The 15,346-nt window shown below is 73.1% G+C and carries 11 protein-coding genes and 2 pseudogenes; 7 read left to right on the top strand and 6 right to left on the bottom strand.

Translation table 11 applies throughout. The features are described from left to right. Positions 1–36 precede the first annotated feature (36 nt). The gene (locus ACFY0U_RS10855; RefSeq protein WP_388633362.1) at positions 37–555 is read right to left on the bottom strand and encodes a hypothetical protein; all 519 of its coding nucleotides are present in this window, start codon (positions 553–555) and stop codon (positions 37–39) included. Between the two features lie 126 nt (positions 556–681). Between ACFY0U_RS10855 and ACFY0U_RS10860 the strand changes: the two genes are divergently transcribed. Beyond that, entirely contained in the window at positions 682–1,152 is a 471-nt protein-coding gene (locus ACFY0U_RS10860) for an FxLYD domain-containing protein (RefSeq protein ID WP_388633365.1), read from the top strand. A 28-nt stretch (positions 1,153–1,180) separates the two neighbouring features. On the opposite strand, the gene ACFY0U_RS10865 is transcribed toward ACFY0U_RS10860, so the two are convergent. Next, entirely contained in the window at positions 1,181–1,855 is a 675-nt protein-coding gene (locus tag ACFY0U_RS10865; protein ID WP_388633368.1) for a DUF6445 family protein, read from the bottom strand. 344 nt (positions 1,856–2,199) lie between these two features. On the opposite strand from ACFY0U_RS10865, the gene ACFY0U_RS10870 reads away from it, so the two are divergent. Continuing rightward, entirely contained in the window at positions 2,200–5,619 is a 3,420-nt protein-coding gene (locus ACFY0U_RS10870; RefSeq protein ID WP_388633370.1) for an AAA family ATPase, read from the top strand. A 4-nt stretch (positions 5,620–5,623) separates the two neighbouring features. On the opposite strand, the gene ACFY0U_RS10875 is transcribed toward ACFY0U_RS10870, so the two are convergent. Continuing rightward, positions 5,624–6,394, bottom strand: coding sequence for a carboxypeptidase regulatory-like domain-containing protein (locus ACFY0U_RS10875; RefSeq protein ID WP_388633373.1), 771 nt, complete (start codon positions 6,392–6,394; stop codon positions 5,624–5,626). A 217-nt stretch (positions 6,395–6,611) separates the two neighbouring features. On the opposite strand from ACFY0U_RS10875, the gene ACFY0U_RS10880 reads away from it, so the two are divergent. Further along, positions 6,612–7,355 carry a DUF4142 domain-containing protein gene (locus ACFY0U_RS10880; protein ID WP_388634308.1) on the top strand — a complete coding sequence of 248 codons (744 nt, stop codon included), beginning with the start codon at positions 6,612–6,614 and terminating at the stop codon, positions 7,353–7,355. A 5-nt stretch (positions 7,356–7,360) separates the two neighbouring features. Here ACFY0U_RS10880 and ACFY0U_RS10885 read toward each other — a convergent pair. Next, positions 7,361–9,051: pseudogene (locus ACFY0U_RS10885) on the bottom strand (glycoside hydrolase family 13 protein). Positions 9,052–9,293: 242 nt separating this feature from the next. On the opposite strand from ACFY0U_RS10885, the gene ACFY0U_RS10890 reads away from it, so the two are divergent. From ACFY0U_RS10890 to ACFY0U_RS10905, 4 genes and pseudogenes are all read left to right on the top strand, one after another. Further along, positions 9,294–10,226, top strand: a complete 933-nt coding sequence (locus ACFY0U_RS10890) for an LAETG motif-containing sortase-dependent surface protein (protein ID WP_388633375.1) — start codon at positions 9,294–9,296, stop codon at positions 10,224–10,226. Between the two features lie 318 nt (positions 10,227–10,544). Beyond that, positions 10,545–11,762, top strand: a pseudogene (gene thrS, locus ACFY0U_RS10895) (threonine--tRNA ligase); the annotation flags it as partial. A 27-nt stretch (positions 11,763–11,789) separates the two neighbouring features. Further along, complete coding sequence (locus tag ACFY0U_RS10900) at positions 11,790–12,752, top strand: nucleoside hydrolase (RefSeq protein WP_388633378.1); 963 nt, start codon at positions 11,790–11,792, stop codon at positions 12,750–12,752. A gap of 81 nt (positions 12,753–12,833) precedes the next feature. Then, positions 12,834–13,610, top strand: coding sequence for a hypothetical protein (locus tag ACFY0U_RS10905; RefSeq protein ID WP_388633380.1), 777 nt, complete (start codon positions 12,834–12,836; stop codon positions 13,608–13,610). A gap of 15 nt (positions 13,611–13,625) precedes the next feature. On the opposite strand, the gene ACFY0U_RS10910 is transcribed toward ACFY0U_RS10905, so the two are convergent. Both ACFY0U_RS10910 and ACFY0U_RS10915 read right to left on the bottom strand, forming a co-directional pair. Continuing rightward, the gene (locus tag ACFY0U_RS10910) at positions 13,626–14,444 is read right to left on the bottom strand and encodes a GAF and ANTAR domain-containing protein (RefSeq protein WP_388633383.1); all 819 of its coding nucleotides are present in this window, start codon (positions 14,442–14,444) and stop codon (positions 13,626–13,628) included. 28 nt (positions 14,445–14,472) lie between these two features. After that, positions 14,473–15,258: an ANTAR domain-containing protein gene (locus ACFY0U_RS10915; RefSeq protein ID WP_388633386.1), complete on the bottom strand. Its 786-nt coding sequence runs from the start codon at positions 15,256–15,258 to the stop codon at positions 14,473–14,475. Between the last annotated feature and the right edge of the window lie 88 nt (positions 15,259–15,346).

Consider the following 15,346-nt stretch of genomic DNA (forward strand, 5'->3'; position numbering starts at 1 on the left):
CCGGCGCCCCGGTCCGCGAACGCGGGGACACCGGTGTTACGGCGTCTTGGGCCGGGCGGTGTCGGGGGCCGTCGCCAGGGCCCAGATCACGAAGAAGTCGACGCCGGCCAAGATCACGGACCAGACGGGGGCGTACGGCAGGAACAGGAAGTGCAGGACCATGCTCATCGACGCCAGGAAGATGCCGGTCATCCGGGCCCACCAGGCGCCCTTGAGGACGCCGTAGCCCACGGCCAGGAGGACGACGCCGAGGACGAGCATGATGACGCCCCAGCCGGTGAGGCTGATCTTGTAGACGTAGTCGCCGACCCGGTTGTAGACATCGTCCGTGGCGAGCGCGGAGATGCCCTGGAGGATCGCCATCACCCCGTTCACCAGCATCAGGACACCGGCGAAGACGACCCCTCCGCTCGCGAACCCGCTGCCCGCCGGCATGTCGGCCGGGGTGGGCGCGGTCCGCTGATGGTCCTTGTCCCATACGGGCGGGGTCGCGGAGGACGGGGCCGCCGAGGGCTGGTTCGCGGAGGGCGGGGTCGCGTGCGGTTGCTGAGTCATGGTTCGACGATCCGCCCGGGCCCCGGCCGCCACCACGGGGGCAGGGCCGTACGGGTGACGGCCCGGGTGCGGCCGCGGGCGGACCGATCTTCACTGGAGGGACCCCCGCAGCACCCTGGAGGCGATATGAACGGCTACCGCCGGGCCCTGGCGGCGACCGTCGCGGCCGCGGCACTCACCGGGCTCGCCGGACTCACCGGCTGCTCCGACGACGACACCCCCGCGTCGGTGGCGAGCAGGGCCGCCTCCCTCGCGTCCCAGGGCGCGGACGCGTTCGCGTCGGCGACGGCACAGGTCGGCGAGAAGTTCGACGACATCAAGGGCGGTGTCGACGTCAAGGGCGACGTGCGGCTCGGCCAGGTCACGGCCTCCGGCGGGCGCTCCGAGGTCTGGGTGACCGCGACGAACACCGGTGGCTCGCAGCGGTCCTTCCTGGTGCAGGTGAACTTCACCGACGCCGGCGGCAACGTCCTCGACGCGGTCGCGGTGACCGTCTCCGACGTCGCGGCGGGCGGATCCGGCAAGGCGACGGCCCGCAGCAACCGCGAACTGTCCGGTGCGGTGAAGGCGGAGGTGGACAGGGCGGTCCGCTACTGACGCCGCCGCCGGCTCCCGCGCCGGCGTCTCACGCCATCCAGAAGAAGACCGCCGTCATCCGCTTCTCCTCCAGGGTGGTGCCGCAGTACCCGGTCGCGCTGTGCACCAGGTTGGCGCTGTAGAGCAGCAGCCGGTTGTACCGGTGCGGCACGCGTACGTCCTCCTCGAAGGCGTCCGGTGCCACGAACCGGGTGCCGAGCGCGTCGACGAGGTTGTTGTGCGGGGCCTGGACGACGTTGCCGCCGAGGCGGCCGCCGGGCAGGGACTGGCGGTAGAAGCTGGTCCCGCAGTCCTTGGGGACACCGGGGTTGAGATAGAGCACGGCCGCGTACCGGCACAGGGTGCGCGAGTCGGTGTGCGGGCGGGGCGTGCTCTCGCCCTCGCCGACGACCTGGACGCAGTTGTGGTTGAGGGTGCCGCCGCCGGGGGTGCGCTGGACCCACAGCTCCTTGGCGCCGGTGGCCTGCCGCACCAGCCGCTCGACCCGGGCCAGTTCGTCCGGCGCGAGTCCCGGCATGGCCCGCAGCCCCGGCCAGGCCTCCGGCTTGTGCGGATGTCCCTCGACCCAGTCGTCCTTGGCCAGACACCGCTCCCGTACGGCGTCCGCGTCGGGCAGGACGTCGTCCAGGACCCAGTAGTCACGGCCCTTGGTGGGCTTGCGGTAGGGGAGCACGGGAAGGGTGGCAGGGGGGTGTGGGGGCATGCGCCGAATCTAGGGCCGGGCCTTCTTTCGACTCTCCCGCGAAGTGGTCAACCCCATCTCAAGCATCGGTAATTCACCAGTAACGCCCGCTGCCTAAAGTCATTCACATCGGCCCTGTTCCGACACATTGGCCACGAGCAGGGCCGAGTCATGCCCCTCGGGACGGGAGCCGCCGTATCCCTCCTGTGGGGGGTAGGGATACACGCCGGGAGCCCCGTGAGACCGATGAGGTCAAAAACCGCGGGGCCTCCGGTCGTTCGTGCGCGCGCTTCACATGTCCGTACATTTTATTTGTCCGGTCATATTCCGGTCAAAACAGGAAACCGGGCTAGAGTGCGGCCCTCATGAGCAGCAGAAACGCAGAAACGGCGGACGGTGCCGTGCGCCGTCCGGCGCCGCCCGTTCTGCGGCTGTATCTGCTCGGCGGCTTCCGCGCGCAACGGACGCACGGGGCCCCCGTCGCCGACCGCTGGCCGCGCCCCAGCTCCCGTCGCCTCGTCGAACTGCTGGCCGTCTCCCCGGGCCGGGTCCGGCACCGCGAGGAGATCATCGAGATGTGCTGGCCCGACACGGCCGGCACCCCCGCCGCCCTCGGCAGCCTCCGCGTCGCCCTGCACGCCGCCCGCCGCGCCCTGGAACCGGAGCTCACGGCCCGCACCCCCTCCTCGTACCTGGTCGGCGAGGGCGCACTGCTCCGGCTGGCGCCCGACACGGTGTGGATCGACGCCGACGAGGCCGAGACCCTCGCCGAACGCGCCCTGCGCACCGGGACCACCGCCGCCCTGGCCACGGCCCTGGAGGCCTTCACCGGCGAGCTGCTCCCCGAGCACCGCTACACCCCGTGGGTGGAGGCCCGCCGCGAGCGGCTCGACGCGCTGCGCGACTCCGTACGGCTCACCCTCGCCGAGGCGTACCTGGCCGACGGCGAGACGGAACGCGCCGCGGCCACCGCCCGCCGGATCCTCGCCGACAGCGCCGCCGAGGAGCGCGCCCACCGGGTCCTGATCGGCGCCTACCTCCGCGAGGGCATGCGGCGCCGCGCCCTGGCCCAGTACCACCAGTGCCGGCGCGCGCTGGACGCCGAGTGGGGCATCCGGCCCGGGCCCGAGACGGAGGCGCTGCACCGCGCGGCCCTGGCCACCTCCGAGACGGTCCTACGACGTCCCGCTCCCGCCGCCCCGACACCGCCGCCGGCCGTCGTCGACACCCTCGCCGCCTCGCCGTTCGTCGGCCGGCGGACCGAACTGGAACACCTTCTCGACCCCGCCCGCCCCGCGCTGTCCGTGGTCGGCGGCGAGGCCGGCATCGGCAAGACCCGGCTGGCCGCGGAGACGGCACGGCGGGCCGCGGCGGACGGGGCCGCCGTCCTGTGGGGCGCGGGCCACGACACAGCCGAGCAGGCGCCGTACGGCCTGTTCGTGGAGGCCCTGGAGGGCTGGCTGACCGAGCGCCCGGCGGCCGAGCGGGCCCGGGTGGGCGCGGAGCACCCCGAGCTGGCGGCGCTGCTGCCGTCGCTGGGCCAGATCGGCCCGGCGCCCGGGCACGGCGGCGGCCCCGAGTACGAACGCGAGCGGATCTTCGCCGCCGTCTCCGCGCTGCTCGCCTCGGCGGCGGCGCCCGGCGGTGTGCTGGTGGTGCTGGACGACGTCCACACGGCCGACACGGCGTCGCTGCACCTGCTGAGCCGTCTGGCCCGCCGCACCCAGGGGCCCGCGAAGGTGCGCTTCCTGGCCACCTACCGCCCCGAGGACCTTCCCGAGCCGGACCCGCGCCGCACCCTCCTCGACACCCTCGTCCGCCAGGGGGCGGCCCACCGCATCCGCCTCCCCCGGCTGGACCGCGCGGACTGCCTGAGGCTGGCGGCGGACGCGATGAGCGGCGGAGGGCCGTCGGCCCTGGAACGCGTCTGGGAACTCTCCCTGGGACACCCCCTGTTCGCCCTGGAACTGGCCAAGGCCACATCCGGCATGTCGGCGTACGAGGCCCTGCCCCCTCCGGAAGGCATCCGCCTCCTGGTCACCGACCGTCTCTCCCGCCTGAGCCCGGCCGCCCGCCGGGTGGTCGAGGTGGTGGCGGTGGCGTGCGGCGGGGCCGCGGCGCTGTCGGAGGTGGAGGAGATCGCGGGCTCCGAAGCCCTCGTCGACGGCATCGACGCCGCGCTCGCCGCCGCCGTACTGGAGGAACGGACCGTCCCCGCGGACGGGCGGACCGTGGCCGGACTGGGGTTCCGGCATCCGCTCATCCGGCTGGTGTGCCGGGAACTCCTCTCGACCGCCCGGCGCCGCCAACTGCACACCGCGTACGCCGAGTTGCTGCTACGACAACGCCCCTCGGCCGTGGACGCCGTCGCCGCGCATCTCACCGGGGCCGACGATCCGCGCGCCGCCGACCATCTGCACATGGCGGCACGCCGGGCCGCCGCCGTCGGCGCCGACGACACCGCCGACCACTACTACGGCGCCCTGACCGCCCGCCTCGACGCGGTGACCGCCGAGGCCGCCCGCATCCGCCTCGACCACGCCGCGGTGCTGCGCCGCATGGCCCGCCACGAGGACGCGGCGCGGGTACTGCGGGAGGCACTGACGGATCTGCGCAGGCACGGGAGCGCGGAGGAACAGGTGCGGGTGGCCGCGGAGTTGGCGGAGACGCTGGCCAAGACGGGGTCGGCGGCGGAGGGGTTCCGTCTGCTGGACGCGTACCGCCCGAGCGAGGGGATGCCGTCGGAGTCGGTCGCGGCGCACTGGATGGCCCGGGGAGTCCTGTGCTTTGTGACGGGCGACTACGAGGGCTCGTTGGGGGCAGCACGCACAGCGGAACAAAGCGCAGGTGAGCGTGACGTCCTCAGGGGCGCGGGGCTGCATCGATTTGCGGCTCCGCCGCGGGGCGCGACCAGCCACAACGCACCCGCACACGCCCTCCTCGCCCGGGCCCTCGCCCAACAATCCACCGCCCTCGCCCTCACCGGCCGCCTGCCGCAGGCACAGGCCACCGCAGACGCCGCCCTCCTCCACGCCGAGGCACACGGCGACCCCCGACTGCTGGCAAGGGTCCTGTCGATCCTGCGCGAGCACGCGAGACGCTCGGGCCGGCTACGCGAAGCCGCCGCGCTCGGCACCCGCGCCCTCGACCTCGCCGACCGCTGCGGAGACCCGGAGGCCGCCGCATTCGAACGCGCCAACCTCGCCGAAGTACACCTCCTGCTCGGCGAGTTCGAGAAGGCCACGGAACTCGCCGCCGTCGCGGTGGACGAGGCCCAGGCGCACTCCGGCTGGTGCCTGCCGTACGCCCTCACCGCCCTCGCCCGCGTCCAGCTGCGCGGCGGCCCCCGCCCCGCCCTGCCCGACCCCCGGGAACTGCTGACCCGCGCGGCCCACTGTGTGGTCCGCCGCCCCGACCACCAGGCCGAGTACGAAGTACGCACCGCACAGGCCGAGTTGGCGCTCCGCGACGTCCGTCCCGACCGTGCCCTCGCCCTGCTGGCCACCGTGTCCGGCACCGGCGTCCCCGTCATCGCCGCCTGGGCCCACCTCACGGCCGGCGACCCCGCGCGCGCCGTCCGGCTCGCCGCGGAGGAGGCGGTGCGGGCCGCCTCGTCGGGCGAGGCGGTCACCGAGTGCGAGGCCCGCACCGCGCAGGCGACGGCGCTGGCGGTGCTGGGCCGCACGGACGAGGCCGGGCAGTGCGCGGCCCGGGCGCGCGAACTGGCCACGGCGCTGCCCTACCCGACGGTGCTGCGCAGGGTGTCCCACGCGAACCCGTCGTGACCCGTCACCGCGAGGCGGGCCCCACGGTGACGTTCTTCTGCTCGCTCAGCGCGCTGACTCCGTTGAGGGAGGCGGTCGCCTGGAGCCGTCCCGGACCGGCGGGCAGCGCCACAGCGGGCCGGCAGGACCACGTTCCGCCGGTGCCGGCCGTCGCGGTGCACACCTCGGTCCCCGGCTCCGGTCCCTGCCCGGTCACCCCCTCGTCCTGCGCGTCCTCGTGCCGCACGGTCACCTGCGCCCCCGGATACGCGGTCCCGGCCATCTCCGGCCGCGCGGTGAGCGGTACCCCGGACTCGGGGCTGGTCAGCGTCGGTTCGGGCAGGCCCACGGTCACCACGCAGGTGCCGTGGTCCTTGCGGGTGCCGTGCGCGTCCGTGAGCCGCATCACGCAGCCGGTCAGGCGGGTGCCGGGCACCGCGTCGGCCGGGACGGCGAGGACGAAGGGGAAGGTCTGCGCCTGCCAGGCGCCGCCGTTCGCGGTGCCCGTGTAGGTGTACGTGGCGCTGTCGCCGTCGGTGTCGACCGCGCCGCGGTAGCCGTGGGTGTCGAGGGGGGTGCCGGTGACCTCGGTGCCCTCGGGGGCGGTGAGTGTCAGGCGTGACCCGGCGCCGAGGGCGGGGCCGGTGTATCCGGCGGCCTCCACGATGCCCTCGCGGCCGGGCACGATGGTGACGGTGGCCCAGAGGTCGCGGCCGCCGTGCGCGTGGGCGGGCGTCCAGGCCGATGTGATCAGGGTGAGTGCGGTGATACCCAGGGCGGCTGTCTTCCGGCTCATTCCTCGATTCTGACGGGGCGTCGGGGCCGGGGCCCGCGCTGCGCGTCCGTACGGGTTGCCTGTCCACCGGAGGGTGCGGGTTCGTTCGGGTGACCGGCGAAGTGACGTACGCATCATGAACACCGGTGGCTCCCCGTGCGTACTACAGGTCCGAACAACCCCCGATCGGACAGGAGCCACGGTGCGCTTTTCGCGGAATGCCACGGGCACGCTCTTCGTGGGCGGTGCGCTCAGCCTGACCCTGGTCGCGCTCGCCTACCCCGCGATGCTCGGCTTCGACAAGGTGTCCACCGCACAGGACCGCGTGATCGCCCAGACCCAGTGGGGCCCGCTGACCGAGCAGGACCGCGACTTCGTGGTCAAGGTGCGGGCGGCCGGTCTGTGGGAGTACCCCCTGGGCAAGATCGGCATGGAGAAGGGGACGACCAAGGAGGTCAAGGTCGCGGGCGAGCATCTTGTCGACGGTCACGCCGCGCTGGACACCACCTGCCGCAAGATCGCCCCGATGCTCAACATCACCCTGCCGAACGTGGCGAGCCCGCAGCAGGTGGCGTTCGTGAACCAGATCAACTCCAGCACCGGCCGGGAGTTCGACTCGAACTTCGCCAACATCCTGCGCATCACCCACGGCTCGATCTTCAACACGGTGGCGAAGATCCGCTCCACCACCAAGAACTCGCTGGTGCGGGCGCTCGCGGACCAGGCCAACGACACGGTCCTGGACCACATCACGGTCATGGAGAAGACCGGCTTCGTCAACTTCGACCAGGCCCTCTTCCAGCAGACCACCCCGCCGAAGCTGCCCAACTCCGACCTGACCCCGCCGCCCCCGCAGCCCGGCGAGCCGATGGTCGTCCTCACCCCGCCGGCGACCGCGACCTCCACCCCGGTCGCGCTCCCCGGCGAGGCCGCGGGCGCCACCCCGGCCGCGGGCGCCAGCCCGAGCCCGACCATCGGCTGATCGGTCTAGGCCAGCCAGACCGTGGTGTCCGGTCCCAGCAGCCCGTCCTCCAGCGGGCCGCTGGCGATCAGGACCTCGCCCGGCGGCAGCTCCACCGCCGCCGGGGACAGGTTGGCGACACACCGCCACCCGTCGTGGCGTACGAAGTCCAGCACTCCGTCGGCAGCCCCGTCCGCCCAGGTCAGCGTCTCCCCCTCCAGCAGCTTGCGGCGCAGCTTCAGGGCCGTGCGGTACAGCTCCAGGGTCGAGCCCTCGATGCCGTCCTGGGCCTCGACGGCGTACTGGGCGAAGCTCTCCGGCTGCGGCAGCCAGGCCCCGCCCGCGCCGAAGCCGTACGAGGGCCCGGTCCGCGTCCACGGCAGCGGCACCCGGCAGCCGTCGCGGCCCTTGCGCACCCGTCCCGTCTGCTCCCAGATCGGGTCCTGGAGCACCTCCACGGGCAGGTCGGCGACCTCGGGCAGCCCGAGTTCCTCGCCCTGGTAGACGTACGAGCATCCGGGCAGCGCCAGCATGAGGAGCGTGGCGGCGCGAGCGCGGCGCAGCCCCTTGGCGGCATCGACCTCCGGGGCGTGGCCGCCGGAGAGCAGCCAGGCGTTCTCGTCCGTTCCCGGCGGGAGCATCAGGCGGGAGGTGTGGCGTACGACGTCGTGGTTGGAGAGCACCCAGGTGGCCGACGCCCCGGCCTCGCGGGCGCCGGCGAGGGAGTCGGCGATGACCTCGCGGAGTTCCGCCGCGTCCCAGCCCGCGAGCAGATAGGCGAAGTTGAAGGCCTGGCCGAGTTCCTCGGGGCGGGCGTACTGCGCGCGGCGGGCCGCGCTCGGGACCCAGGCCTCGGCGACCGCCATGCGGGGCGGGCGGTAGGAGTCGAAGACCTTGCGCCAGTCGCGGTAGATCTCGTGGACCTCGTCGCGGTCGAAGAAGGGGTGGGCGCCGGGCGCGAACTCGGTCAGCGCCTGCTCGCCGCTGAGTTCGGGCGCCCCGAGGTCGCGCAGCGGCTCGGCGAGGTCCTTGGCGAGGGCGTGGGCCACGTCGACGCGGAAGCCGTCGACGCCCCGGTCGGACCAGAACCGCAGGGTGGTGCGGAAGTCGGCGCGGACCTCGTCGTGGTCCCAGTTGAAGTCGGGCTGCTCGGGCGTGAACAGGTGCAGGTACCACTGCCCGTCCGGCACCCGCTGCCACGCGCTGCCGCCGAACACGGACTGCCAGTCGGTGGGCGGCAGTTCCCCGTGCGCACCCCGTCCGTCCCGGAAGACGTACCGCTCGCGGGCGGCGAGCCGGGCCCGGCGGCCAGGGCCTCCTGGAACCACACGTGCCGGTGGGAGCTGTGGTTGGGGACGAGGTCGACGATGACCTTCAGACCGAGCCGGTGGGCCTCGGCGATCATGGAGTCGAAGTCGTCGAGGGTGCCCAGGCGTGGGTCGACGTCCCGGTAGTCGGCGACGTCGTAGCCGCCGTCGGCCAGCTCGGACGGGTAGAAGGGGCTCAGCCACAGGGCGTCGACGCCCAGGCCGCTCAGATGCGTGAGCCGCTCGGTGACGCCTCTGATGTCACCGAGCCCGTCGCCGTCGGCGTCGCCGAAGCTTCGGGGGTAGACCTGGTAGACGACGGCCTGCCGCCACCAGTTCGGGTCCCTGGACGAGAGGTCGGGGGTCACACGATCTCCTGGGTGCTCTGTGCGTACGGCAAAGACGAACAAAGGGGAATCTGTCCACAGCTGTGGAGGGGCGAACCTCCCCACTTTGCGGAGCACTCTGTTCCTCGTGTGGCGGAATTGTGATGGCCGGTGAACAGACCTTGCATTCCCGCAGGTTGACACTGTTCGGCGGCGAGATCCACGATGTGCGCAGCTGTGGCGCATGTGACCAATGAGCCCAGTGTTGCCGAGTGCTTTTCTGTGCCCTCGGCGTTTTCGGATCACTCCACCCTGATGGGATACGCATGTCCATAGCGAGACGTGTCACCGTGCGGCGCCTGCTGGGGACGGGCGCCGCGACGCTCGCCCTCTGCGCCTCTGGCGCATCCGCCGCCTGGGCCACCGGGCCCGGCGGCGACGGCTGGAACCACGGCGGTACCTACAAGCCCGGCACGGGCGCGGGTACGGAGACCGGGACCGACCGCTGCCAGTTCTCCCTCGACGGGGTCAGCTTCTTCGACTCCGTCAAGGTCGACGACCAGAACCTGAAGCCGACCGAGGACGGCAAGGTCCACATCAAGGTGCGCGCCGCCCAGGACGCGGCGACCTGCACGGCCTCGCTGGCCTCCTACATCGCCCACGGTCCGACCTTCGCGACCTCCGGCGAGCAGATCTTCGTCGACTTCGACACGGTGACCGTCAAGCCGGGTCAGACCGACTCCCTCGACATCGCGGTGCCGGACGCCGGCTGCTACGCGCAGATCGACCTGTACCGGGGTGCCACGAAGTTCGACGGCGACCTCGACGCCAACGACGGCTTCACCCACGGTGAGCTGCCCAAGGGTCCGGACCGTCCGGTCATCAAGGACAAGCTGATCGCGGCCTGGAACGGCGGCACGAAGGACTGCTCGACGACGCAGACCACGCCTCCGGCGACCCCGCCCGCCGAGTCGACGCCCCCGGCGTCCGAGTCCACCCCGCCGGCCTCCGAGTCGACCCCGCCGGCGTCCGAGTCCACGCCTCCGGCCTCCGAGACCCCGTCGACGGACTCCCCGACCCCGTCCGCCTCGGAGTCCACCACGGCCCCCGCCGCCACCCCGAACGGCGGCGGCGACGACCTCGCCGAGACCGGCGGCTCCAGCGCGACCGGCCCGATCGCCATCGGCGCGGCCGTCCTCCTGGCCGGCGGCGCGGGCATCGTCCTGGCGACCCGCCGTCGCAAGGCGACGCGCGCGTAGTTCGTACGACGCGTGGAACGCCGGGTGACCCGAGTACTCGGTCACCCGGCGTTCTGCTGCGGGTTCCTCTCCAGCGCTCCCCCGCCGATGGCCTCACAACGGGCGCGGGCATCACGCCGACGCCGGGGACGAAAAAGTCTTCGCCGCCTCCCCCCACCCCCTGTTACGGTCCCCCCATGAAGCGCGCCAACCCGTCTCTGACGACGACGCCGGACCACGTCCCGGCGCGCTGACCCACGAACTGACGCGAACCCCGGGGCGAGTGCCCCGGGGTTCTTCGCTGTCCGGCGGCTCTCGCCCTCTCACCGAGAGGAAACCGCCGTGTCCGACCACCGCCGCCTCGGCCGAGAGCTCGACCTGTTCGACACCGACCCGCTGATGGGCGCGGGACTGCCGTACTGGCTCCCGGACGGGGCCGTCGTACGGCACACCCTGGAGGAGTACGTCCGGGAGGCCGAGCGGGCCGCCGGATACCGGCATGTGTACTCGCCCGTGCTCGGCAAACGGGAGCTGTACGAGATCTCCGGGCACTGGGACCACTACAGCGAGGACATGTTCCCGCCCATGGAGCTGGGCAGCGAGCAGGTCGTGCTGCGGCCCAGCCTCTGTCCCCACCACGCCCTCATCTACCGCTCCCGCTCGCACAGTTACCGCGAACTCCCGCTGCGCATGGCTGAGTTGGGCGGCATGTACCGCTCCGAGCTGTCCGGTGTGCTCGGCGGGCTGACCCGGGTCCGGGCCATCCAGCTCAACGACGCCCATATCTTCTGCACCCTGGAGCAGGCCGTGGACGAGGCCCGCGCCGCCCTCGACCTGATCCGCCGCGCCTACGCCGACCTCGGCATCCGGGCCGCCCGCTACCGGCTGTCGCTGCCCGGGGAGGGCGACAAGTACGTGGCGGATCCGGAACTGTGGCAGCGCGCCACCGCCCTGCTGGAACAGGTCCTCGACGGCGTCGAGTACGAGGCGGTGAAGGGCGAGGCGGCCTTCTACGGCCCGAAGATCGACGTACAGATCACCGACCGCGCGGGCCGTGAGTCCACCCTGTCCACCGTGCAGATCGACTTCCACCAGCCCGAACGCTTCGACCTGCACTACATCGGCGCCGACGGTGCCAAGCACCGGCCGGTCATGGTGCACCGCAGCGTCATCGGCAGTGTGGAACGAGCGGTCGCGCATCTCATCGAGGAGCACGACGGGGCGTTCCCGGCGTGGCTGGCACCGGTGCAGCTGGTCGTGCTGCCGGTCTCCGAGGAGCAGTACGAACAGGCGGAGAAGGTGGTCCGCCGCGCCCTCGGCCTCGGTCTGCGCGCCGAACTCGCCGGCCCCGACCACGGCACCCTCGGCGCCCGCATCCGCGAGGCCCGTCTCGTGCCGTACGTCGCGGTGATCGGCGCCCGCGAGGCCCACGCCGACCTGACCGCCGTACGACTGCGCGACGGACGCAAACCGGGAGCCGTACCGGCGGAGGAACTGCTGCACCGCGTCCGTTCGGTCGTGGAGGCCCGCGGGGCCGAACTGTGGGCGGCTGCGTAAGGTCGGTCCCGACGGAAGGAGTCCCTTGTGACCGCCCAGCCCATTCCCGTGATCATCGACTGCGACACCGGTGTCGACGACGCCCTGGCCCTGCTGTTCGCCGTACGTCATCCGGGCCTCGACGTACGGGCGATCACCTGCGTGGCCGGGAACACCGACGTCGACGGTGTCGTACGCAACACCCTGACCGTCCTGGAGCAGTCAGGGGCCGGTGACATTCCCGTCGCGCGGGGCGCCGAGCGGCCGTTGGTCGAGCCGGCCCGGTCGGCGAAGCATGTGCACGGGCAGGACGGGATGGGCGACCTCGGGCTGCCCGCGCCGACCCGGCGGGCGGTGGACGTGGACGCGGTGACGCTGCTGCGGCGGGAGATCCTCGCGTCGCCGCGGCCGGTGACGCTGATTCCCACGGCACCGCTGACGAACATCGCGCTGCTGCTGCGGACGCATCCCGAGGTGGTGCGGAACATCGAGCGGATCGTGTTCATGGGCGGCGCGGTGACCACGGGGAACGCGACGCCGGTCGCCGAGTTCAACGTGTGGCACGACCCGGAGGCGGCGGCGGTGCTGCTGACCGCGGGGGTGCCGATCACCATGTACGGGCTCGATGTGTTCAAGCGGGTGCTGGTGCCGGCGGCGGATGTGCAGCGGTTGCGGTCGAGTTCGGAGCCGCGGCTGCGGATGGCGGGGGAACTGCTGGCCCACCGCGATCCGGCGACGTCCGGGGATCCCACGCCCACGGGCGGGCTGGGAGACGCGGGGGCGGTGTGTGCGGTGGTGGATCCGGGCGGGCTGACCACCGAGTCGCTGCCGGTCGAGGTGAGCCTTGCGCCGGGAGCGACTCGGGGGCAGACGATCGTGGACCGTCGGCCGCGGCCCGGGGAGGCCGAGATCCACGAGGGTGAGCGGGAACTGGCCCTGGTGGATGTGGGGTTGGACGTGGATGTGGAGCGGTACGTGAAGTTGTGGCTGGCGACCGTCGAGGGCGTGTGAGCGCGACCTGGACCGAGGCGCCGGTCCCCCGAACGGACCGCCGCGCTGGTGGCCCCCCACCCGCGGTGCTCCCGTGGACACATGAGCCGCCCTCTCCTCGCCCTCCCGCTGGCCGCCCTCCTCGCCACGACCGCCTGCTCCGCCATCGCCACGGACAAGGCGCTCCCCGCCAAGAAGGCCCCCGCCTCCCCCACCACGGCCTCGGCCGCCCCCACCACCGCGCCCCCGTCCCCCGCCACTGCGCCCGCCCTCACCCCGGCCCAGGCCCAGGCCGCCCTGATCACCGACGCCGACCTCGGTGAGCCCTGGACCATGACCGAGGGCGCCGCGACCTGGCGGGACGGGCTCCTGAAGGCCACCGCGAACGCACCCGACTGCCAGCGGCTGCTGGACACCCTCTACACCGAGGAGTTCTTCGGCGCGGACGCCCAGGTGCGGGCGAGGACGGGCCTGGACGACACCTGGAACGACGCCCAGCTGCACCACCAGGTCGTCGCCGACCGGCCCGCGGACGTGGACCGGACGCTGGCCTGGCTGAAGACCCTGCCCAAGAAGTGCGGGCGGTTCACGGCCGCCACCGTCACCGGCACCGTCCAGAACGCCGAGGTCACCGAGGCGCCGCTGCCGGAGATCGGGGATGCCCGCCAGGCCCTGCGGCTCACCCTGAGCGGCGCGAGCACGGACGGCGAGGAGACCACGCTCACCCTTGACCTCGCCGCCGTCCGCGTCGGCGACGACACCATCGTCCTCACCAACGGCGGCCTCGGCGACGTGTACGCCGAGATCACCCAGGGGGTCGCGGAACTGGGCGCCAAGCGTCTGACGGACGTACGGAGACAGGCCCGCGCGGAGGTCTAGCACCCGCGGGTGCGCTCAGTCGACGTCGAACCTCATGCGGTGCGCGGCCACGTCGCGCGCCACCTCGAGGACGGTGTGGTCGCCCGCGAAGGCGTGGGCGCGCAGCCGGGCCAGGGCCTCGTCCGCGCCGATGCCGAGCTGCGCCATGATCATGCCGATGGCCTGGTAGACCTCGTCGTGGTCGGTGGCCAGACCGCTCAACCAGGGTTCGTCGCCTCCGGGTCCGTCGTCCTCGCCGTGGGGCAGCGCCATGAGGGCGACGGTCATCACGCCGGCCACCAGTTGCGCGGTGCGCAGTTCGCGGTCGCTGAGCTCTCCGGGGGTGTCGCGGTAGAGGTCGAGGGTGCCCACGCACACGGTGTCGTTGCCCAGCGGCACGGAGTACACCGCCCGCACCCCGGCGGCCGTCGCCTGCTGGGCGAACACCGGCCAGCGGCCCGCGTCCCGGCCGTCGGTGAGGTCCGCGGCGAGCACGGGGGCGCCGAGCCGGGCGGCATGGAGACAGGGCCCGTCGCCCAGGGTGGCCTGGATCTCCCCGACATGGGCCGCCTGTTCACTGCTCGCGCTCAGCTGGACGGGCATGCCGTCCGCGCGCAGCGACACGCTCGCGCCGGTCACCGGCAGCAGCTCGACCGCCACCACGCACAGCCGGTGCGGCATCTCCCGGGGTTCCGCACCCCGGACCCCCTCGGCGATCACGTCGGTGACGCGCACCCGGTCCCGCTCGCGCTGCGCGTCGCGCCCGGACCGCCCGGGGTCACCGCCTGAGGCACCCGGCAGACCGGGTTCGTCACCGGGGCCGCCGTAACGGTCGTCCCTGGGCCGCACGGCCACCGCCTCCTTCGAAAGGGGCGCACCCCGACTACCCGTCGCCCGCGGGGCGAAACGCGCCGCGCGGCCTCGGCGCACGGGGAGGAGCGGGCGGCCGGCCGGTGACGTTCACGACGATGTCGCGGGCCAGGTCGCGCAGCTTCACGTTGCGGTTCTGCGAGGCCCGGCTGAGGATCTCGAAGGCCCGCTCGGCGGAGCAGCGCTGCTGGGCCATGAGGATGCCGAGGGCCTGGTCGATGTCGGCGCGCGAGGCGATGGCGTGCTGGAGGTCGAGGCCGAACTGCCGATGCCGGGCGATCTTCAGGGCGACGCCCAGCGCGCCGGAGGCGTGCTCCGCGAAGAGGGCGGCCTCCTCGCGTACCGGGCGGGTGAAGCTGCGCGGCTCGGTGGAGTAGAGGTTCATGACTCCGGCGAGCTGCCGGCGGGGCGGCACCAGCGGCAGCGCGAGCACACTGCGCAGCCCGCTCTCGCGGGCGAGGTCGGGGAAGGCACCGAAGCGGTCCTCCCGGTCGATGTCGTCGACGTGGTGCGGGCCGCCCGTCCGCAGCGTCGCCAGACAGGGCCCGTCGCCCACCTCGTACTGCCGCTGGTCGAGACGGTCCACCAGCGCGTCGCTGGCTGCCGCCGTGTACGGCCGGGTACGGCCCTCGGCGCCGAGCGTGATCGAGCACCGGACCGGTTCGGGGAGCGAGTCCGCGGCGAGGCCGACGAGTCTGTGCAGGAACTCCTCCAGCCGGTCGGCCTCCAGCAGGAGCGTCTGCAACCGGGACAGGATCCGCTCCCCGCGCGCCGGTCCGACGAGTGGTGTGTCCGTCACGACGATTCCTCCACCGTGCGCGGGAGATCTGGTCCACCCGACGGGTACCCCGCTGCGGCGGTGCAAGGCGGATTCCGGCCGGCGGGTA

Origin of the sequence: Streptomyces sp. NPDC001536 (genome assembly GCF_042894505.1) — a bacterium.
Classification (GTDB): Bacteria; Actinomycetota; Actinomycetes; order Streptomycetales; family Streptomycetaceae; genus Streptomyces.

Excerpts from the sequence above, each read along its gene's own strand:
- ACFY0U_RS10855 (WP_388633362.1), bottom strand. The coding sequence starts at position 555 with ATGACTCAGCAACCGCACGCGACCCCGCCCTCCGCGAACCAGCCCTCG.
- ACFY0U_RS10860 (WP_388633365.1), top strand. The coding sequence starts at position 682 with ATGAACGGCTACCGCCGGGCCCTGGCGGCGACCGTCGCGGCCGCGGCA.
- ACFY0U_RS10865 (WP_388633368.1), bottom strand. The coding sequence starts at position 1,855 with ATGCCCCCACACCCCCCTGCCACCCTTCCCGTGCTCCCCTACCGCAAG.
- ACFY0U_RS10870 (WP_388633370.1), top strand. The coding sequence starts at position 2,200 with ATGAGCAGCAGAAACGCAGAAACGGCGGACGGTGCCGTGCGCCGTCCG.
- ACFY0U_RS10875 (WP_388633373.1), bottom strand. The coding sequence starts at position 6,394 with ATGAGCCGGAAGACAGCCGCCCTGGGTATCACCGCACTCACCCTGATC.
- ACFY0U_RS10890 (WP_388633375.1), top strand. The coding sequence starts at position 9,294 with ATGTCCATAGCGAGACGTGTCACCGTGCGGCGCCTGCTGGGGACGGGC.
- ACFY0U_RS10905 (WP_388633380.1), top strand. The coding sequence starts at position 12,834 with ATGAGCCGCCCTCTCCTCGCCCTCCCGCTGGCCGCCCTCCTCGCCACG.